Origin of the sequence: Nitrososphaera sp. (assembly GCF_050748925.1) — an archaeon.
In the GTDB taxonomy this organism is placed as follows: Archaea; Thermoproteota; Nitrososphaeria; order Nitrososphaerales; family Nitrososphaeraceae; genus Nitrososphaera.
Genome location: NZ_JBOGQF010000004.1, coordinates 12276 through 30241, shown reverse-complemented (window position 1 = coordinate 30241; position 17966 = coordinate 12276). Strand labels below are relative to the sequence as shown.

Annotated in this window: 27 protein-coding genes; 11 read left to right on the top strand and 16 right to left on the bottom strand. The window is 55.3% G+C overall.

Translation table 11 applies throughout. The annotated features are described in order from the left end of the window. Positions 1-252: 252 nt before the first annotated feature. Both ACREAY_RS00855 and ACREAY_RS00850 read left to right on the top strand, forming a co-directional pair. The gene (locus tag ACREAY_RS00855) at positions 253-1710 is read left to right on the top strand and encodes an ammonium transporter (RefSeq protein ID WP_431753864.1); all 1458 of its coding nucleotides are present in this window, start codon (positions 253-255) and stop codon (positions 1708-1710) included. Positions 1711-1724: 14 nt separating this feature from the next. After that, positions 1725-2318 (top strand): hypothetical protein, encoded by a 594-nt coding sequence (locus ACREAY_RS00850; RefSeq protein ID WP_431753863.1) that lies wholly within the window; start codon positions 1725-1727, stop codon positions 2316-2318. A 36-nt stretch (positions 2319-2354) separates the two neighbouring features. On the opposite strand, the gene ACREAY_RS00845 is transcribed toward ACREAY_RS00850, so the two are convergent. Together ACREAY_RS00845 and ACREAY_RS00840 are read right to left on the bottom strand one after the other, a co-directional pair. Continuing rightward, positions 2355-2513, bottom strand: coding sequence for a hypothetical protein (locus tag ACREAY_RS00845; RefSeq protein WP_431753865.1), 159 nt, complete (start codon positions 2511-2513; stop codon positions 2355-2357). 211 nt (positions 2514-2724) lie between these two features. After that, positions 2725-3237, bottom strand: a complete 513-nt coding sequence (locus tag ACREAY_RS00840) for a PepSY domain-containing protein (protein WP_431753862.1) — start codon at positions 3235-3237, stop codon at positions 2725-2727. 158 nt (positions 3238-3395) lie between these two features. Between ACREAY_RS00840 and ACREAY_RS00835 the strand changes: the two genes are divergently transcribed. From ACREAY_RS00835 to ACREAY_RS00810, 6 genes are all read left to right on the top strand, one after another. After that, positions 3396-3695 carry a winged helix-turn-helix domain-containing protein gene (locus ACREAY_RS00835; protein ID WP_431753861.1) on the top strand — a complete coding sequence of 100 codons (300 nt, stop codon included), beginning with the start codon at positions 3396-3398 and terminating at the stop codon, positions 3693-3695. Positions 3696-3727: 32 nt separating this feature from the next. Continuing rightward, positions 3728-4369, top strand: a complete 642-nt coding sequence (locus ACREAY_RS00830; RefSeq protein WP_431753860.1) for a hypothetical protein — start codon at positions 3728-3730, stop codon at positions 4367-4369. 108 nt (positions 4370-4477) lie between these two features. Next, complete coding sequence (locus ACREAY_RS00825) at positions 4478-4660, top strand: hypothetical protein (protein ID WP_431753859.1); 183 nt, start codon at positions 4478-4480, stop codon at positions 4658-4660. Positions 4661-4666: 6 nt separating this feature from the next. Then, positions 4667-5002, top strand: a complete 336-nt coding sequence (locus ACREAY_RS00820) for a hypothetical protein (protein WP_431753858.1) — start codon at positions 4667-4669, stop codon at positions 5000-5002. Between the two features lies 1 nt (position 5003). Continuing rightward, entirely contained in the window at positions 5004-5333 is a 330-nt protein-coding gene (locus ACREAY_RS00815) for a hypothetical protein (RefSeq protein ID WP_431753857.1), read from the top strand. Positions 5334-5366: 33 nt separating this feature from the next. Beyond that, complete coding sequence (locus ACREAY_RS00810) at positions 5367-5765, top strand: winged helix-turn-helix transcriptional regulator (RefSeq protein ID WP_431753856.1); 399 nt, start codon at positions 5367-5369, stop codon at positions 5763-5765. Here ACREAY_RS00810 and ACREAY_RS00805 read toward each other — a convergent pair. From ACREAY_RS00805 to ACREAY_RS00740, 14 genes are all read right to left on the bottom strand, one after another. Then, a complete protein-coding gene (locus ACREAY_RS00805; RefSeq protein ID WP_431753855.1) occupies positions 5752-6414 on the bottom strand; it encodes a hypothetical protein in 663 nt (220 codons plus the stop codon). The genes ACREAY_RS00810 and ACREAY_RS00805 overlap by 14 nt on opposite strands. After that, the gene (locus ACREAY_RS00800; protein ID WP_431753854.1) at positions 6415-6993 is read right to left on the bottom strand and encodes a proteasome subunit beta; all 579 of its coding nucleotides are present in this window, start codon (positions 6991-6993) and stop codon (positions 6415-6417) included. It abuts the gene before it with no gap. A 59-nt stretch (positions 6994-7052) separates the two neighbouring features. Continuing rightward, entirely contained in the window at positions 7053-7727 is a 675-nt protein-coding gene (locus ACREAY_RS00795) for a MarR family transcriptional regulator (protein ID WP_431753853.1), read from the bottom strand. 78 nt (positions 7728-7805) lie between these two features. Beyond that, entirely contained in the window at positions 7806-8096 is a 291-nt protein-coding gene (locus ACREAY_RS00790; protein ID WP_431753852.1) for a stress response translation initiation inhibitor YciH, read from the bottom strand. Between the two features lie 43 nt (positions 8097-8139). Beyond that, the gene (locus tag ACREAY_RS00785; RefSeq protein WP_431753851.1) at positions 8140-9078 is read right to left on the bottom strand and encodes a S1C family serine protease; all 939 of its coding nucleotides are present in this window, start codon (positions 9076-9078) and stop codon (positions 8140-8142) included. A 52-nt stretch (positions 9079-9130) separates the two neighbouring features. Then, a complete protein-coding gene (locus tag ACREAY_RS00780) occupies positions 9131-9703 on the bottom strand; it encodes an NADPH-dependent FMN reductase (protein ID WP_431753850.1) in 573 nt (190 codons plus the stop codon). After that, a complete protein-coding gene (locus tag ACREAY_RS00775) occupies positions 9693-10400 on the bottom strand; it encodes a pirin family protein (RefSeq protein WP_431753849.1) in 708 nt (235 codons plus the stop codon). Before ACREAY_RS00775 ends, ACREAY_RS00780 begins: the two co-directional genes overlap by 11 nt. A gap of 304 nt (positions 10401-10704) precedes the next feature. Next, positions 10705-11223, bottom strand: a complete 519-nt coding sequence (locus ACREAY_RS00770; RefSeq protein WP_431753848.1) for a hypothetical protein — start codon at positions 11221-11223, stop codon at positions 10705-10707. 236 nt (positions 11224-11459) lie between these two features. After that, on the bottom strand, positions 11460-12053 hold the full coding sequence (locus tag ACREAY_RS00765; RefSeq protein WP_431753847.1) for a hypothetical protein: 594 nt from the start codon (positions 12051-12053) through the stop codon (positions 11460-11462). A gap of 45 nt (positions 12054-12098) precedes the next feature. Beyond that, positions 12099-12764, bottom strand: a complete 666-nt coding sequence (locus ACREAY_RS00760; protein ID WP_431753846.1) for a hypothetical protein — start codon at positions 12762-12764, stop codon at positions 12099-12101. A gap of 74 nt (positions 12765-12838) precedes the next feature. Further along, complete coding sequence (locus ACREAY_RS00755; protein WP_431753845.1) at positions 12839-12970, bottom strand: hypothetical protein; 132 nt, start codon at positions 12968-12970, stop codon at positions 12839-12841. Continuing rightward, complete coding sequence (locus ACREAY_RS00750; protein WP_431753844.1) at positions 12964-13509, bottom strand: nicotinamide-nucleotide adenylyltransferase; 546 nt, start codon at positions 13507-13509, stop codon at positions 12964-12966. The genes ACREAY_RS00755 and ACREAY_RS00750 overlap by 7 nt, the downstream gene beginning before the upstream one ends. Continuing rightward, on the bottom strand, positions 13506-15152 hold the full coding sequence (gene metG, locus ACREAY_RS00745; protein WP_431753843.1) for a methionine--tRNA ligase: 1647 nt from the start codon (positions 15150-15152) through the stop codon (positions 13506-13508). The genes ACREAY_RS00750 and metG overlap by 4 nt, the downstream gene beginning before the upstream one ends. A 46-nt stretch (positions 15153-15198) precedes the next feature. Continuing rightward, positions 15199-15702, bottom strand: a complete 504-nt coding sequence (locus tag ACREAY_RS00740; protein WP_431753842.1) for a hypothetical protein — start codon at positions 15700-15702, stop codon at positions 15199-15201. A 95-nt stretch (positions 15703-15797) separates the two neighbouring features. On the opposite strand from ACREAY_RS00740, the gene ACREAY_RS00735 reads away from it, so the two are divergent. From ACREAY_RS00735 to ACREAY_RS00725, 3 genes are all read left to right on the top strand, one after another. After that, entirely contained in the window at positions 15798-16103 is a 306-nt protein-coding gene (locus ACREAY_RS00735) for a Rieske (2Fe-2S) protein (protein ID WP_431753841.1), read from the top strand. Positions 16104-16139: 36 nt separating this feature from the next. Next, entirely contained in the window at positions 16140-17528 is a 1389-nt protein-coding gene (gene cysS, locus ACREAY_RS00730; protein WP_431753840.1) for a cysteine--tRNA ligase, read from the top strand. A 75-nt stretch (positions 17529-17603) separates the two neighbouring features. Further along, positions 17604-17936, top strand: coding sequence for a hypothetical protein (locus ACREAY_RS00725; RefSeq protein ID WP_431753839.1), 333 nt, complete (start codon positions 17604-17606; stop codon positions 17934-17936). Positions 17937-17966 lie beyond the last annotated feature (30 nt).

The window sequence follows — 17966 nt, the reverse complement described above, 5'->3', positions numbered from 1 at the left end:
ATATGTGCAATAAATGCGTAGGAATACGAGTATCGTTGTAAATAACTCCAAAATTGCCGCCATAAAAATAAAGTGATCAAAAACTGCGCAAAATCGCGATATTTTTGTGATTCTTTATACAAATAAATTTCATATTGTATAAATCTAAATTTATTACTCACCATTTGTGTCAGAAATTAAAGAATTTTTTATAGCACTTGAATGGAGATAAGCGCAATTATGTCCAAACCCAATTGGCATCTTCCTGCAATTATGGCAGTTGCATTCCTGGTGGTCCTGGGGCTGTCGCAATACGCCTTTGCGTACGCGCCGGACGACCCTGCAGTGCCCTATCATTGCTGGCAGACCAACGAGGATGAAAGCTTTGTGATAGAGACAGATGAAGAGGGCAACCAGAACCTTGTCCCCTGTGAGATAAACGCAGGCGACAACGCATGGATGCTCACCTCCTCTGCTCTGGTGCTCATGATGACACCGGCAGGGCTGGCGATGTTCTATGGAGGCCTTGCAAGGCAAAAGAACGCGGTGAACACGCTCCATATGACATTCATAACCACAGGCGTAATCGCAATACAGTATGTGCTTTGGGGCTACAGTCTCGCCTTCGGTCCTGATGCGGGCGGCTACGGCTTCATTGGGACTCTGGATTGGGTGGGCCTGCAGAATGTTCTTCACGACGTTCCATCAAACGCTTACGGCGGCATAACAGGATACACGATCCCCCACGCGACATACATGATATTCCAGATGATGTTCGCCATCATCACGCCAGCGCTTATCGTGGCGTCACTGGCGGAGAGGATGAAGTTCAGCGCGTTCATCATATTCATCGTCATCTGGGCGACGTTCGTCTATGACTTTGCAGCGCACTGGACATGGCAGATCACCGCTGCCGACAACTATGGCATGACACCGGGATACTGTGGATTTGGATGGGGCGGATGCCTTGGCGCACTGGACTTTGCGGGCGGAACGGTCATCCACATCACCTCGGGCTGGTCGGGCCTGGTCATCGCTCTGATGCTGGGACGCAGGCTGGGCTATGGCAAGATCCCGATGGAGCCGCACAATGTGTCGCTGGTGGTTCTTGGCGCAGCGTTGCTGTGGACCGGCTGGTTCGGCTTTAACGCAGGCTCGGCCGCTGCGGCAGCGACAAACGCAACAAGCGCTTTCGTTGCCACCCAGATTGCGACAGGCATGGCGGCAGTGACATGGGCTCTCGTATCGTGGGCGCACACCGGGAGGCCATCCACCGTAGGGGCAGCGTCTGGCGCAGTAGCAGGTCTTGTGGCCATCACGCCGGCTTCGGGATTCGTGTCGCCGATGGCCGCCATCGTCATAGGCATCGCAGCCTCCATAGCCTGCTACGCGGCCGTGGCATTCAAGAACAAGCGCAAGTGGGACGACGCGCTGGACACGTGGGGAGTGCACGGCGTCGGCGGCCTTGCAGGCGCGCTCTTGACAGGCATCTTCGCCGAGAAGAGGTTCACCCCGTGGGGAGACCAAGGGCTTGCGTTTGGCAACCCGGCGCAGCTCTACGAAAACGCGGTGGGCGCGTTTGCCGCGCTGGCGTGGGCGATGGGCGTCACGGCGGCCATTATCAAGATAATGGACATGGTGTGGCCAGGCGGCATACGCGTGACACCAAAGGAAGAGGAAGTGGGCCTCGACCTTTCACAGCACGGCGAGAGGGCATATGTGACAGAATAGGGCAGAGCCCTTTTTTGGTAAACATGCTAACCGTAACTCCCCCACGCAAGGTCCAGATCTTTCCGGCAAGCACCGTCAGGGCGCTGAGGAGAAGGGGCGCCTACCAGAGGTTCATAGTCGTCTGCCTTGTGCAACAAGTCTCTAGCATCACAAAGAGCGTTCTGGCAAAGCAGCTGGCAAAAAAATTTGGCATGTCACTTAAGAATGCATACACCCACACATACATGGAGCTGAACGAAAGCCTGTTACCAAGCGGCATAGTCGAGCAAGACGGAGTGCTGCCGGCAACCAGGGGCCCGAGGATATTCCAGCTAAATGGCGTCCCGTGCTTCCGCCTGTCTGCGCTGGGCATGCTTGTGGCCTGCAGCCTGGATGAAATTGGCATCAATGAAAGGATACTGCTTTTCCGGCGGTACCTTGATGCTGACAGGTCATGGCAGAAAGACTCTAGAAAAGAAGAATTGCTGTCACACCTTCAGGTGTATCCCGAGTTCACTCTCGAGCTTCTCAAGCACGGTGTGTCGCAGTACCTGGAAGGCAAGGTAGAGCACCCTCTGTCCGTTCTTCCCATGCGGAAAACCTCGACCTTCAAAGATCTCTGGCAGTAAAGTGACGGATCATGGAAGGAGCTGATGCTATTGTTATTATCGGGATAATGATAATCGAGATGTGGGATAATTTCGGAAAAGACGCGATCTTTGTATTCTATGCCCCCTCTGTTTCAGATATTCAACAATATTCGGATAGTGCAGAGCTTGAGCTCTCAGCGCGTTTATCCTCGGGTCTAAAGCGGAAAACGGGATATGAGTGAGGCCTTCAATTACTATGGTGCCTTTATCATACCTCCGTAGGCTTTGAGCACTGAAATTTTTGGCGAAAAAGCATTAAAAATCTTACCAATGAGAGAAGACAACCGAAATTCTCATAGCCCAATAGGGTGGCTGGCTGCATGTTTATGAATATACGCACATGTGAATTTCAAATAAAAAATTGGGGGGTGGGAGCAGGGCTTGCTCACTCTGCTTCCTTCACTAGATCCGCCGAGGCGCTAAAGGGCATGGCCGCAAAGCCAAAGTGGCCCGGGCCGCTTATTGCCGACAGCATGTCCACCTTGAATCCCTCGGACGTGTGGAGGACCTCGCCGTTGCCTGCGTCCACGATGACCGTCTTTTCCAGGTCGCCAGAAATGACCCTGAAGACGTATACGACGTAGCCCTGCTCGATTGACAGGCTGCCACCGATCACATGGCCCTTGCCTGCTTTGGACGCGGTGTTGGCAGCGTCGACAAAGTTGACGTTGACCTTTGACAGGATCTGTTCCCCTGCGTTGATCGTGCCGTTTATCTGAGGCACCGGGGAAAAGTGGTCGATCTTGAGCACGCCAGCATCGTCTGCCATCACTGTTACCGTCTTGGCTGTTTCGTTCCCGGTTTGTGCAGATGCAAAAGAAACAGACGCCACCGATCCGATGGCGGCCGCAACTGCAAGCGCCCCGAGCACGAGTGCATAGAAAGTCTTGTTTTCCATCAGGCTTCAGGCGCCGCGATGAACTTTAATCATTGCCAAACTTTCGAAAGCCTCATTGTTAGCTAACAATGTTACCTTAAGCTTATTTCCGCTACGAATCGACCAACAACCGCATGCGTAGCAACGGCTATTGGCTAGCGCACGAGAAATGAGCTGGCTTGACCCACGAGTACCGCGACAGGATCTACATTCGCAAGGACATCATTGTCAAGCTGTCCGAGGTGGGCGAGCTCAACCAGACCAAGCTGCTGAGCTATTGCGGGCTCAACATTGTAAAGCACAAGGAGATCCTTGACGACATGGAGGCCAAGGGGTTCATCGAGAAATTCGCGGAGGACTGGGGGACAAAGTCGGTGACAAAATACCGCGTGACTGAAAAGGGCCGGCAGTTCTCAAGGATGATCCTCGAGCCGTACGAGGAGATGTTCCCTCGCAAGAAAGGTAACAATGTTAGCTAAAGGTTTTAAGAAAATTTTTGCCCGCTATTGCCGTGTCAGAAGACAAGAAGGAGAGCGTATTTGGTATACTGGACGACCTGCTCTCACACCTCAACAGGACGAAAAAGCTGTTCATGGCGCTGGTGATCTCGTCGTTCATTGTGGCGCCGCTTGCCATCATACTCTCGATATTGATATTCACGCCGTCCTTCCTTGCCGGCGTCGGCCAGCCGCAGGACGTGGTGTTCACGGCAAAGGGGGCCATGGTTGAAAGCTTTGCTGCCGGGGGGCCGGTCCCTGGCGAGCCGGCAGCCACGGTCGTCAAGATAGTGCCGGGCGAGGACATGAAGAAGCTAAACGTCACGGGCCTGCGCGAGATAGACAAGGGCGCGTTTCTGGTCGACAAGACGCAGATCCAGCTCAACTATGTGCCTGCTGACATGACAGAATTTCGCGTGATAGAAGCCCAGCCCATGTCGCCACGCTTTATCTACGTGGGGAGCGCGCAGGCCGCCGCGCCGTTTGACGTGACGTGGGTCATCGTGGCCGTGATAGCGGTGTCTGTGGCAATGGCCGGCGTCTGGCTCTTTATCGGCGCCAAGGAGTACCGGTTCTTTTCAAACTGGAACCGGCGCTACTCTAACTACAGGGTGATGCAGGAAAAAGTTGACAAGGAGCTGGGCGACTCTGGCTAGATGAGGTTTGCGGCGTTAGCCGCGGGCCACTTGCGGCAGTTAACTTTTCACACCGCATATCGACAGATAACGCTTAATTATCACTTTGACAATTATATCATAAACTCGATGTCAGAAACCGGCATGCGTACTATAACCTTCAAAGACGAGGGCGAAAAAGCCAGGGCGTTTTACGAGCTGATACATTCAAAAGCACAGTTTCAGGGCATTGACAAAAATACTCTCATCCTCTCTAGGAAAGACTGCCAGACGCTCAAGAAAAAGCACATCAAATACTACGAAATCGGCTAGCTAGATTTGTCCGACCTCAAGGTAGAGATTCTGTTGCCGCTGTACTACAATAGCGATACCCGTGGCAAGAGATCAAGGGTGGAAGGAGCCAAGTATGCGCAAACCTACTCTGAAATCATCGGCAGGTTTGGCGGCTGCACCGTCGACAACTCTACCTTGCTTGGCGGCTGGATAAATCCCGACACGGGCAAGAAAATCAGGGACGAAAACGTGACGTACTGGGTGGTTTGCAGGGATACGAGGTCAAACATACGGTTTCTTTTTAACTTGAAGAAAAGGCTGAAGGAAAGGTTTCTGCAAGATGAAATAATGATGTACTATATACAAATACACAGGATCTAGCGTGAGCGTCAGCTTTTTAGCGACGGCAAACGGCGAGGATATCGTGTGGAGGCTAGTCAAGTACCTTGAAGAAAACGGGCCGGCGCTGGCCGCGTCCGTAAAAGAAGACCATGCAGAGCTTGCCGAAAAGCTGGCCGAGATCTGGCCCGGCGGCGGCAAGGTGGAAAAAGGCCATTTCGCGCTTGCTGGCGCAGTTGTTGCAGCATTGTGGCTTGGCAGGCAGGCGCAGCTGGATAAGGAGGCTGGGGACAGGAGTGCCGAGCAGTTTTTCAGAGAAGCGATAGCTACGGCGTTTGAGACCGGGAAACAGTCGGCGATGACGTCGCCGTAAACTTTACTAGCAAGTAGTTATTTCTTACCAAGTATGTCTGAAACGCAGAAGGAAGGCTATGAGCAAAAGGTAGCGGCAGCGGCATGCCCCGTCATCGACATCTGGGAGATCCTGGGAAAAAGGTGGTCGCTCTTCATACTAAAGAACCTCAGCACAAAGGAGACTATACGCTTTAACGAATTAAAGCGAGCATTATCGGGCATAAGCAGCACGGTGCTTTCAGAGCGGCTGCTGGAACTGGAACGCGAAGGCCTGGTGTCGAAAAAGATCTACCCTGAGGTGCCGCCCCGGGTCGAATACAGCATGACGCCGCAGGCAAAAGAACTGGAGGTCGTCATAAAAGAGCTGGGTAGGTGGGTCAGCCGCTGGAAGCGCCCCGAGGTGGCGACGGTCCAGCCGGCAAAAAAAGAGGAAGCGGCTAAAGCTTCCTAAACTGCTTCTCCTTTGCAGTCACCACCCCTATCTCCACCACGGACCTCTCGCCTAGCGCCCTTTCTATCGCCTTGTTGCTCAATTGAACAGCCTGTTCGACTGTCATGTCGGCGCTGTACTCGCGCTGTATGGCGTCAAGCGCCGCGTCTGCCGACTGCCCTATCGCAAAGCCGGAGCCGCGGAAGTACGTCCCTGACGGGTCGACCTGGTACATGTGGATGCCCACCTGGTCCGCGCCGGCGATTATCACCGACGCAGCCTGCGGCCTCACTGCGTATATGGTATAGTTGTGCAGGTAGCCGCCGAGGTGCTTGGCAAGCGAGCCGACGTCTATCGGGCTCTCAAAGCTCAGCCGGTGCTTTTGGCCTTCAAGGCGCAGCTCGTCGATGAGCTGAAGGATGTCGCCGATGTAGCCAGAGCCGGTCGCCCCCACGTGGCCGTCGATGGGGAACACCTTCTCCGTCGGCTCCATCAGCGGCCTTATGGGCTTGATGTGGCTTGCCAGCAGCGCGAAATTCGCAGTCTTGATCCCTATCGTGGTCGAGCCCCTGTTGACTGCCTCAAGCGCACTGTCCACCAGCACGAGCCTGCCTTCCGGCCCGTAGAACGACTGGTACCGGCCAAAGCCCTGCGGCGATGCCTCTGCCACCTAGGCCGCCTCCTTTACAGTTATCAGGTGCGGTATCACCATCGTGTCGATGCCGTTGCCAGAGCCCGGGTCGCGCTCCATCGCCGCCGCCACCGCCCTTGACGCAATCTCTTTTGCCTCGTTGTTGGACAGGTCCTTGCGGTAGAGGCTCTCAAGCACGCCGTACGCTATCGGCGAGCCCGAGCCGGACGACGCGAAGTCCTCGCCGATTATGGCGCCGGACATGTCGGCAGTGTAGACATGGCCGCCCTCCTCGTCGACCCCAGCCACCAAGAGCTCTACAAAGTACGGCTGGTAGTTTTTCAGCCCTGAGTATGCAAGGTTGGCTATGAGCCGGGCCGATTCCTTAACCGTCAGCGGAAAGCCCCTGCGAAGCTCCATCAGCTTGCGCTCTGCCTTGGCCATTTTAATCAAATATTCCGCGTCGGACAGCTGGCCCGCTATCGCTATCGCCAGCGTGTCGTCTACCTTGGCTATCTTTTGCGTTATCTTGGACCCGATGAAAAAGCCCTTGCTCGCCCTCTTGTCAGAGCCGAGCACGACCCCTTCCCTCGTCTTGATGCCGACTATCGTTGTCATCTGCTATGGTATAGAATGGAACGAATGAATAGACCGGGTCTTCCGGAATCAGGTCACAGCTAGTTGTTGGCGGCTGGCTGCCTGAAAACGTAGGCGTTTGCAGGCGCAATCCTGTCCTGCAATATTTTTGTGATCTGCTCGTATATCGAGTACGAGCCTACCATCGCCTGCAGCTTTTCCCGCTCTGTGTTTGCGTTTGTCTCGATGACGACATAGTCAGAGATCATGCGGAGGTTTATCTGGAACGAGCCGTCGTCGCTTGACCACTGCAGCGTGAATCCCGTGCCGCTCTCGATGAGGCTGACCCACCGGAGGTTCTTGAACCACCTGCCCACAAGCGAGCGCACAATCTCTGCCGCCTTGACGTCGACCGGGATGTAAGTCTGCAATAATTGGATGTATTCTCTGCCCTTGGCCTCCTGCACGCCTATCTTGGCAACAGCCGCCGTGCCCGTCTGGCTGAGGCGGTAGCCGACTTCGGACTTGCTGACAAAGCCCATCTCCCCGAGCCTGTGCAACGCCCTTGACAGGCTCTGCTGGTGGATGCCCAGCCTGCGCTGGATGCCCTTGAAAGAGTAGTTCGACCCTGCCTCGTTCAACAGCGCGAGTATCCTGCTGTCGTTGCCGTGGAGGTCCTCTGTTGAAAATTCTTCTTCCTGGACGAGCACCTGCTTGCCACTGGCCAGCTTTTGGCCTTCCGGCTCTATGCGCACGGCGTCGCTCTTTTCTTCCACTTGCGCCTTATCTATGGCAGTTGAACGATATAAATGGTAAAGTTGCCTGCCTGCTAGCAAGTAAGCGTTTGGCTACCGCTACATTACCTCGATTGCTTCCTGACCAAAGCCCATCGACACCAGCATGTTCTTTACCGTGTCGCGGTGGTCGCCCTGCAGGATTATCTTGCCGTCCTTGAATGTCCCGCCCGTGCCTATCTTTGTCTTTAATTTCTTTGTGATGTCGGGCGCATCCTTGCGGTCATGCAGGCCAGAAATTACGGTTGTAGGCTTGTTCCACTTGCGGGTCTCCTTTGAAATGATTATCCGTGCGCGCTCTTTGTCGAGCTCTCTGACCAGCTCGTCCATTGTAAAGTCATCAGCAGACACTTGCCCTTACTTTACATTCATTGCAATAAAGCCTTTTGGGCGCCTAGGGGCGCTCGTCGACCTGCACCCCCAGCTGGAGCTGGCGCCCGTAGCGGTTGACAGTCACGGTCAGTTTCTCGTTGACCTTCTTTTTCCTCACCCGCTCTGATATCTGCGACGGGTCCTCGACCCTGCTGCCGTCAATCTCCTCTATGACGTCGCCCCTGCGCAGCCCCGCGTCGTCTGCCGGGCTGTACGGCTCTACCCCTGCTACGAGCGCGCCCTCCCTTGCCGGCAGGCCGTAGTACCTTGCGACCTGCGCCGTCACCTTTACGGACGCTATCCCGATCCAGGGCCTGCTCACCTTGCCCTTTTCCACGAGCTCTTTGAGGATCTCTTTGGCGGTGTTGACCAGCACGGCAAACCCGATGCCCTGCGCGTACGGCATGTTGGCGGTGTTGATGGCCACCACCTCTCCGTTCGTGTTTATGAGGGGGCCACCCGAGTTGCCGGGGTTGATTGCGGCGTCTGTCTGCACCAGGTCAAGCACGCCGGACCTTGCCTGAATGCTGCGGTTCAGCGAGCTGACGATTCCGGCAGTCACCGTCGGCCCGCCGGTCAGGCCAAACGGGTTGCCGATGGCTATCACTATCTGGCCGGCCTTGAGCCCCGCCGAGTCGCCCAGCTGCGCCGCCGGCAAGGGCTCGTCCGACTCTACCTTAACCACTGCAAGGTCTGTCGTTTCGTCCATCCCGGCGACCTTGCCCCTGAGCACCCTGCCGTCCGGCAACGTCACCTTCAGCCGCTCGGCGTCGTCGATGACGTGGTTATTCGTCAGGATGTAGCCACGCTCGTCGATTATCACGCCCGAGCCGACGCCTTCCACCGGGAACACCCTGAACAGCTGGTCCTGCATCATGCGCACGCTGGCGATGTTGACGACGCTCTTGCTTACCTTGTCCACTGCGTTTACAAGCACGTTTTCGTCCACTGCTGGTATCATTCAGGCATTATTGCACTGCAGAGGCTATAGCGACCGGCTTTGGTAAAAAAGGTCACGGCCTGTAGCGCGCCGCAAAAGTGTCGGGGTCGGTGCCGGCAAGGTCCTGGGCAAACTGGCCCTGTATCAAGCTTCCATATACAACAAGGTCGCGGGCCATCATCCTGATCCTCTGGTCGACCTTTGCTACCGGCGAGCCGCCGGAAAAGTCCTGCTCGCCGTTGATAGAGACGCCGTAGGGCAGGCTCCAGCCATAGCACTGGCGCACGGCGGTGCGCATCTGCTCCATTACTGTCAGCCCCTTTTCATGCGACGCGACGACGTAGCCAAACGCCTTGCCGGCAAACTCTTCATAGAAAAAGTCGAGAAAGTTTTTCAGAGTGCCCGACATGGACCCGTGGTAGTCCGGCGACGCCAGTATGAACGCGTTGGCCCAGCTGACGTCGTGCGAAACCTTGTCAGGAACGCTTGCGCTAGGCGAGTAGAACGGCACGTCACCGTTTGCCAGCTCTAGCAGGCGCACCTGCGCGCCGTGCTTTTGCGCAGCTTCCAGGGCTGCCTTTAGCGCCCTCGTGCTGTACGAGTTGGCGCGGGTGCTCCCAGCGACCCCGAGCACGTTAATTGACATTGAATTCCCCCGGGAGGTCGATAAGCAATAGTTCCGCAGGTTTTTCAGCCGTTATCGTTACCGCCTTCTCGCCTTCTATCCTGGCCGCGTCCCTTGTCTGCAGGGCGCTGCCGTTGACCTGCGCGCTCCCGTCTATGGCAAAAAGGTACGCCTTGCGACCGCGCCTTAATTCGTGCCGGACTGTCTTGCCGGCTCCAAGCGACGACACGTATATGGCGGCGTCCTGGTGTATGCGCATCGCGCCGTCCGGGGCTATCACTGGCAGCAGCCTGTCTGCGCGCTCGCCCTTGCTAAAGCCCTGCTGCTCCCACGACGGCTCCAGCCCGCGCCGGTCGGCGTGTATCCACATCTGCAGCAGCCTCACCGGCTTTACTTTTGAATGGTTGTATTCCGAGTGCACTATCCCTATGCCGGCAGTCATCCGCTGCACCTCGCCGGCGCGTATGACGCCTTTGTTGCCCCGGTCGTCGCGGTGCTCCAGCTCGCCGTCTATGACGTAGGTGATTATCTCCATGTCGCGGTGGGGATGCAACCCAAAGCCCTTTCCCGGCTGGATAATGTCGTCGTTGAACACCCTGAGCGGGCCAAAGCCCATGTTGGCCGGGTCGCGGTAAGAGTCAAATGAAAAGTGCCATTGCGTCGAGAGCCAGCCCTCCTCGTGGCGGAAATGGTCAGCCGACCTGGCTATTTTTATCACGCATTACCATCGCCCCCTCTGCATTTAAAGGTGGTAGCAATTTCCTACCAGGTTGGTCAGGCAGGGCTTGCCTGGTAAGCCGTGAGTTACCTGCCGCCTTTTTCCGAGACCCGGTATTGGGCAACGACCTGAACCACGACCGGGTGTATGTGTGTGTTTCCAGTATTTCCAGTGTTACAAGAGTAATGGTAAAAGCTAGTTCTTTTTACAAGGCTATGCGCGCTGTCGAGTTACCGGATCAGCCAACAACATCCTTGGCATCTACATCCAAAGATTTGACAGAACCCTGGCAGGCCCGGCGCATTCAAGGAACAACTGTAAACTCTTTTTCCGTCTTGTGATAATCAAATGTTGCAATCATTTTGTAGCGGCCAGCCTCCTCTATTGTAATACTGTTCTCATATCTTCCATCATAGGGAAAGGCACTTTGGAATGGCAGCTCTTCGCCGCTATATCCAAAGCGCCATTCATTATGGAAAGGCTGTAAAGGGCATCCCATGGACGTCTGAAAAGTTGGCGGCGTGTTCCAGACCCCTTTCTTTTCACCTATACCGATAATCTGAATCGACGGCTTGGGATAATTGCAGATGTTGTTTGAAGCGCCTTTCGTGATTAAGGTAAATGATATCGGTTCGCCAGCCCCATAAGTGTCCTTTAGATCATTGATTGCCAGAATGACGAATGCTTGTACTGCAGGCTCGGTCTGGTTATTTTTGGTGTGGAAAGAGAATCCGCAAGGTTGGAGAATACCAGCAAAAACGCAATGCCTGCTGCAAGACCTGCGATTACCGGCGCAACCTGACCCCCTCCTGCCAATTGACATTACAGTATGCTGCTTGCTTTAGTACTTTGTCTACTCGCAGATACAAGTCATTTTGGGCAGCGGTTTTCATTCTGCAAAAATTCAGCAACATCTTTTCGTTCAATGTCTGAGCCATGTATTTCACCAGCCTCTTCACTTTCTGTCACCTGGCAGCTTAATTGGAATAAAGTCGGCATGCCGTCTTTGTGGTCCACACTGATTCTCAACAAAGCCACCTTGCCGGAACCTCCGTGCGATTACTCGACAATGCTGGGCACCCGTATCAGGGTGTCGCAAGAGTCGTCAGCGCATGTCGTGACAAAGTATGCTGTTGCATCGGCATTTGGATAGTGGGTCAGAAATGCCCTCACCTCGTCCAAATTTCTTGTCTTGCCTACTGCCCGGCCGACGGTGTCATCCACGATAAAGTAGCCTTCGTCCTCTCCTGCAGTGCCGAAATGGACTACTATTTTGTAACGTCCCACCTTGTCTATAGTTATGGGGCTGGCAACGCCAAGCTCTGACAGCTTCCACGTCCTGTCAAAATTGTGGGGATCGAGGTCACAGAGATGTAAAGTGATGCCTCTCTTAGGCGTAAAGATTATCTCTTCATTTCTACCCAAGTCAATGACTTTAAAGTCTGGATACCCGCAAATGGCCCCATAACCTGTTGCTCTTATGGCAAAGTCAATTTTTTCTCCAACAGAATACCTGTCTTTCAATCCTTCTATTGAAAGGTCTGCATGAAATTCGCGCTGCACAATCGGGGTCGCCGAATTAAAGAATGACGCAAACAATACTACAAAAGCGATGCCGACAGCCAATCCTGCAATCACTGGAACCGTGCTCACTTTCAGGGCCTTCCTTTCAAGCTATGGTAAAATGCGCCGCTTATTCTAGTCATCCCTCTCGGCGTTCTGCAGCGGGATTATGACTGCCTTTTCCTGCGCCAGATTTGCTTCAGGAACAGCCCTGGGCTCTGCCTGCTTGATCTCCGTGTCTATCTGCTTGCTCTTGACCAAAAAGTCCCTCAGGATCTTGCTGCGCTCGTCGGCCATCTCGCTCGTCTTGACCTCAAAGACGCCGTGGATCACCAGCTTGTCTTCCTTCTGGTACAGCCCGACTTCGATGAGGCCGTGGCCGTTGCCCGTGATGGCCTCCCTCATGCTGTTCAAGAGCAGGTGCGAGTCGGGGTACGGCCTTGGGATGTACGACACTACCTCGTCGATTATGGTGTCGCCGTAGATCATGACAGGGTTGCTTATCAGCATGTAGTTTGGCACCTTGATGAGCCTGCCCGTCCTCACCGAAGGCAGCCGCTCGCCATCGCCCACCTCCATTACAGTCGTCCTCAAAAGGCCGATGTGCATGATGTCGCCCTTGGTGACGGGGACGCCGGGGGCGGATATCTTGATCCTGTTGCCCGTCTTGATGTCCTTGGTCTTTTTTATCACGACAGTCGAGATGAGGGCCGCGATATAGTCCTTGAACACTATGCCTACGCCCATCGAGCTAAAGACTATGCTCAACAGTGGGATATAGCCCAGGATGTCATCGGCCATCGATTGCAATCACTGCGGAATCGGGTTAAGGCATCGACTTGCAAACTTTAAACAAGCTATGCAAAACTGTTAAACTAAACCACTATCCTCTTGGCGCACGAGAGGCACTCCACAGTCACCTTTGCATCGTCTCTTTCGATTACCCTGAATTTCTTGCTGCCGCACCTGGGGCAGATGGGGCACGCCCTGAGGCCCATGCCTACCACCTGTGGGGCGCCGCGTCGGCGCCGGCAAGCATCTTGATCCTCTTGGCGCCGTCGATCTCTTCCAGCACGCCGGCAACCGCCGGGGGCACGAGGTGCTTCCACTGCCTGCCCGAGGCGATGAGCGCGCGGATGTTGCTGCCGTTGCATTCCTGCCTGCTGACGAATTTCGGCTTTCTGACTGCAAGCGACGGGTCCTGCTCTCTGACAAGGTACTCTACAAACTCGTTGCCGGAATATATCGCGTCAAAGGCCGGCGCCTGCGACCGCAGGCCGGCGAGCCACCGGGCGTTGTTCTCGTCGTTTGGCACCGGTATTATGAAGCATTTTGTCAGGTCGCAACTTGCTTCCCTCAGCGCGGCGTGGATCATCGCCACCCGCTCGCCGGCGGTGAACGGGTCTTTTTCGATAAAGTTGAACTGGGCGCTGCCGACCACTATCACGAGCTCTTTGCACTCGGCGAGCGCCTGCTTTGCAAGCGCAAGGTGGCCGTTGTGGAACGGCTGGAACCGGCCTGCCATCAGGCCACGCTCGTACTTCATTTTATACCCAGCTTGTTCTTTCGCTCCTCTATTTCCTTTGCCTCTATCTTTTTGAAAATCGGCTCGACCTTGCCGAGCGCATGGCCCGGCTGCACCTTCATCTCGGCGGCAGACTGCCATGACTGCTCGTGGACGCTGCCCTGCAGGCCGAGCTGGCTCCATATTTTTTCACACGAAAACGGGATAAAGGGCGCCAGCAGTATCGCTAGCGACCTTGCCGCGTTTGCCGCGACATAGAGCGTGGCCGGGGCCGTCTGGGCGTCGCTCCACGGCTTTTTCTTTTGGAAATACTGGTTAAAGTGGCTGCTGAGGGCCATTATCCTCTTGAGCGCCTTGTCAGTCTCGTTTGACTGGATGAGCCTGCCGACCTCCGCCACCGCCGCGGCAACCTCTTCGACCACTGCCCTGTCTTCTGCATCCAACTGCCCCGGCTCGGGCACCTTGCCGGCAAACGCCTTTTGCGTGAACGAAAGGGCGCGGTTGACAAAGTTGCCCACGTTTGCAATGAGCTCGTTGTTTATCTTTTCTGCAAACCCGCCAAAGTCAAAGTTGAGGTCGTCCTGCGAATACGTTACAATCGACGCGATGTAGAACCGTAAATAGTCGGGGTTGAACGACGCTGTAAAGTCCTTGAGCCCGATGTACCAGTTCCTGCTCTTTGATATTTTCTGGTTCTGGAGCATCAGGTGGCCGCGGGTCGGGATATAGTCGGGGAGCTTGAACTCCTCCCCTATGCCCATCCTCATCGCCGGCAGAAACAGGTAATGGTGGTAGACGATGTCCTTGCCGATGTAGTGGTAAATCTGCGAGCTGTTCCAGAATTCCTTGCCGTCGCCGCCCTTTTCCTCGATTACCTTTACCATCGTCGAGATGTAGCACAGGTGGTTGTCAAACCAGCCGTAAAACACCTTGCCCTGCGCGCCGGGCACCGGTATGGGCACGCCCCACGACAAATCGCGGGTGATGTCCCAGTCCTGCAGCCCTTCGTTTATCCAGTTGATGACATAGTTCTTGACGTCGGATTGCAGGTTGGCGTTTGTGGAAAGCCATTCCTTTAGCCTGGCGGAAAAGTTGGAGAGCTTGAAGAAATAGTGCGTGCTCTTTTTCTTCACCGGCGGCCGGCCGCAGATGGCGCACTTTGGCTCCAGTATCTGGTCGGGGACGCGCCCGCACTTTTCGCACAGGTCCGAGTATTGATTTTCGGCGCCGCAGAACGGGCACTTGCCGACGACGTAGCGGTCCGGCAAAAACTTGTCGTCAAACGCGCAGTAAAACTGGACAATATCCTGCTCATAGATGTGGCCGTTTTCGCGCAGCTTTGTAAAGACCTGCTGCACGAATTTCACGTTCTCCGGCGAGCTCGTGCGGTAGAAAATGTCAAACGATATGCCAAGCGACGCAAAGTCTTCCCGGTCGCGCCGGTTCCAGTGCGCGACGTACTCGGCCGGCGTCTTGCCCTCCTTTTCGGCCTTTATCAAGATGGGGGTGCCATAGTCGTCGCTTGCGCAGATGTGGTAGGCCTGCTGGCCGTTGAGGCGCAAAAAGCGGGTGAAAATGTCTGCCGGCAGGTACGTCGAGGCAATGTGGCCAAGGTGTATCTCGCCGTTGGCGTACGGCAGTGCGCTTGTAATGATTGCGCCCATCACGGTTCACAACCAGTGTCTAGATTTTAACCTATCACTGCGTCGGTTATACTTCGTGGTATTGCGCCCGTCCGCGCCTCATGACCGTAAACACTGCCATGATCACCGCTATCCACACAGCGCCCATTGCCATGTTGGTGATGCTGACGTATGTGTAAGGCAACGCCTCTATGATGTTTTCCTGTATGGCGGCAAGCGACATGTGCATGTCGTTCATGCCGGTATTGTACGCGCTGCTGTGCAGCTCGACTGACGCTATAGAGTTGGCCCTGGATATGATGCGATCAAGCTCCAGATCAATGAGCCCAAAATCCGTCCTGGTGGTTGAGAACGACCAAACGGGGTTGCCATAATCAGGCAGGGTCTTTTTTGCTTCGCTAACGTAGCTTGCCAGCTCTTCAGGAGTCTGCGACGACTCGGCCCGCGCAAGGTTGCCAAGCGCCATGTCTATCGGGTATATTGCGGTGGCATAGCCATAGTACGCCATTCCGGCGCCAAACGCCAGAAACGCCACCACGCCTATTGCAAGCACCTTGTATGAAGAGCCCAAACATGTTAAAAGTTGCCGACGGCGTATTTTAGTGTGACGGCAGTTTCCTCTATATCCGATGACATTTATATCCAGTTTGCAGGCAATACAGCAGATTGACACTGGTCAAGGTGGCCACAACGGGCGAACTGCAGCAGAACGGCGGCAAGGAAGTGAACGTCAACGGGACAAGGATCGCGCTCTTTCACTCCAACGGCTACTATTACGCGCTTGAGGCGCTGTGCAGGCATCAGGACAAGCCCATTGCGCCCGGCAAGCTCGACGGCGAGGTCGTCGAGTGCCCGTGGCATTCGTGGCACTACAACGTCCGCACGGGAGAGCTCCTTGACTACATGGAGGGGGTAAAGATGACGACCTACAAAGTCGACGTCAAAGCCGGCGACATTTTCATAGACCTCTAGCAAAGGTAAAATGCGCTATTCTGGTAAGGGCTTGCGGTGAAGTTATACAACACGCTGTCCCGCACGGCAGAGGAGCTGCAGCCAAACGGCAACAGCGTGAGGATTTACGTCTGCGGCGTGACGGTGTACGACAGCTCGCACATCGGCCACGCCCGCACGATAATCGTCTTTGACGTGCTCAGGCGCTATTTGATGTCCAAGGGCTACAGCGTAAAATTCGTGCAGAATTTCACCGACGTCGACGACAAGATAATCAACCGCGCAAAAAAGGAGGGCAAGAGCGCGGAAGAAATTTCAAAAACCTACATCGACGCCTATTACCGCGACTTTGCGGGCCTCAACGTGCTAAAGGCCGACCAGAGCCCCAAGGCGACCGAGCACATCGGAGACATGATCCGGCTCATCCAGGGGCTGGTGGAAAAGGGCCACGCCTACCTGACGCTAAACGGAGTGTATTTCCGGGTAAAGTCGTTTGCAGGATATGGCAAGCTGTCCAGAAAGCCGGTGGACGAGCTGGAGGCCGGCGCCAGGATAGAAATCGACCAGTCAAAGGAGGACCCGATGGACTTTGCGCTGTGGAAGTTCTATTCCGAGCCGCCGGCGTGGGACAGCCCATGGGGCAAAGGGAGGCCCGGCTGGCACATAGAGTGCTCGGCGATGGCCCTGAAATACTTGGGCGACACGTTTGAGATACACGGCGGGGGTCACGACCTGGTGTTCCCGCACCACGAAAACGAGATAGCCCAGTCCGAGTCGTTCACCGGCAAGCAGTACGCCCGGCTGTGGATGCACTCTGGCATGGTCACGATAAACTCGCAAAAGATGAGCAAGTCGCTTGGCAACATTGTCTCTATCGACAAGGCGCTAAAGGCGTGGGGCATGAACGCCCTCCGGCTTTACTGCCTCTCTGTGCACTATGCAAAGCCGCTTGACTATGCCGACGAATTGCTGATAGAATCGGCGCAAAGATGGCGCCAGATAGAAACGTGCGCGTACGAGCTGCGCGCAGCTGCTGAAGGGGGCGACGCCGGCGTTGTGGGCAAGCTGGCAAGTGAGTCTGAAGACGCGTTTGGCGCCGCCATGGACGGCGACATGAACACCTCCCTTGCGCTCACCGAATTCCTAAAGTTCGTGACAAAGCTCAACCAGCTGGCCGCGTCAGACAGGCTGACAGGCGAGATGGCAAATGCCGCCCTGCCTGTCTTTGAGAAAATAATGGGCATCCTGGGGCTTGCGACCGTTGACGCGACGGAGCAGGAGCGTAAAGAGATAGAAGAGATGGTAGCAACGCGCAACAGCCTGCGGGCAGAGAAAAAGTTCAAGGAGGCCGACGACGTGCGCAAGCGGTTGCTGGAGCGCTCTGTCGAGCTCATGGACCACAAGGGCAGGACGGTCTGGAAAAGGGTCGAAAGGCCCGAGCGGTAGTTTTTTTCACCATATTGTCCATCTTTTCGCACTTTGCCGCTAATGTCGAACTTGCTCGCAAGATGGCTGCAAGCGATGAAGATACTGGACGGTAAGCGCATCGGCACCGTGACCTTTGAGGAGGACGGGATGCTCCTCGGCGAGGTGGCAGGCGACGTCATCGTCAACGGCGGCCACCTGGAGCTAAAGGGCAAGGTCCTCGGCAACGTGCTCGTGAGGGGCGGGACGTGCAGGCTCACCGGCATCGTCAAGGGCAACCTGGTGAACGAAAAGGGCGACGTGGAGGTGTTTGGCACCATCCACGGCAAGGTGATAACCAAGGTCGGCTACACCTACGTCAACCCCGGGAGCAAGGTGGGCGGCATCGAGCACGCCCACATAAAGAAGGAAATAGCCAGCAGCGTTTAGAAGAATTTTAGTATTCGAGACGAGCCGGAA

Excerpts from the sequence above, each read along its gene's own strand:
- metG (WP_431753843.1), bottom strand. The coding sequence starts at position 15,152 with ATGGGCGCAATCATTACAAGCGCACTGCCGTACGCCAACGGCGAGATA.
- ACREAY_RS00750 (WP_431753844.1), bottom strand. The coding sequence starts at position 13,509 with ATGAAGTACGAGCGTGGCCTGATGGCAGGCCGGTTCCAGCCGTTCCAC.
- ACREAY_RS00840 (WP_431753862.1), bottom strand. The coding sequence starts at position 3,237 with ATGGAAAACAAGACTTTCTATGCACTCGTGCTCGGGGCGCTTGCAGTT.
- ACREAY_RS00725 (WP_431753839.1), top strand. The coding sequence starts at position 17,604 with ATGAAGATACTGGACGGTAAGCGCATCGGCACCGTGACCTTTGAGGAG.
- ACREAY_RS00825 (WP_431753859.1), top strand. The coding sequence starts at position 4,478 with ATGTCAGAAACCGGCATGCGTACTATAACCTTCAAAGACGAGGGCGAA.
- ACREAY_RS00760 (WP_431753846.1), bottom strand. The coding sequence starts at position 12,764 with ATGGCCGATGACATCCTGGGCTATATCCCACTGTTGAGCATAGTCTTT.
- ACREAY_RS00810 (WP_431753856.1), top strand. The coding sequence starts at position 5,367 with ATGTCTGAAACGCAGAAGGAAGGCTATGAGCAAAAGGTAGCGGCAGCG.
- ACREAY_RS00855 (WP_431753864.1), top strand. The coding sequence starts at position 253 with ATGGCAGTTGCATTCCTGGTGGTCCTGGGGCTGTCGCAATACGCCTTT.
- ACREAY_RS00800 (WP_431753854.1), bottom strand. The coding sequence starts at position 6,993 with ATGACAACGATAGTCGGCATCAAGACGAGGGAAGGGGTCGTGCTCGGC.
- ACREAY_RS00780 (WP_431753850.1), bottom strand. The coding sequence starts at position 9,703 with ATGTCAATTAACGTGCTCGGGGTCGCTGGGAGCACCCGCGCCAACTCG.
- ACREAY_RS00785 (WP_431753851.1), bottom strand. The coding sequence starts at position 9,078 with ATGATACCAGCAGTGGACGAAAACGTGCTTGTAAACGCAGTGGACAAG.
- ACREAY_RS00770 (WP_431753848.1), bottom strand. The coding sequence starts at position 11,223 with ATGTCAATTGGCAGGAGGGGGTCAGGTTGCGCCGGTAATCGCAGGTCT.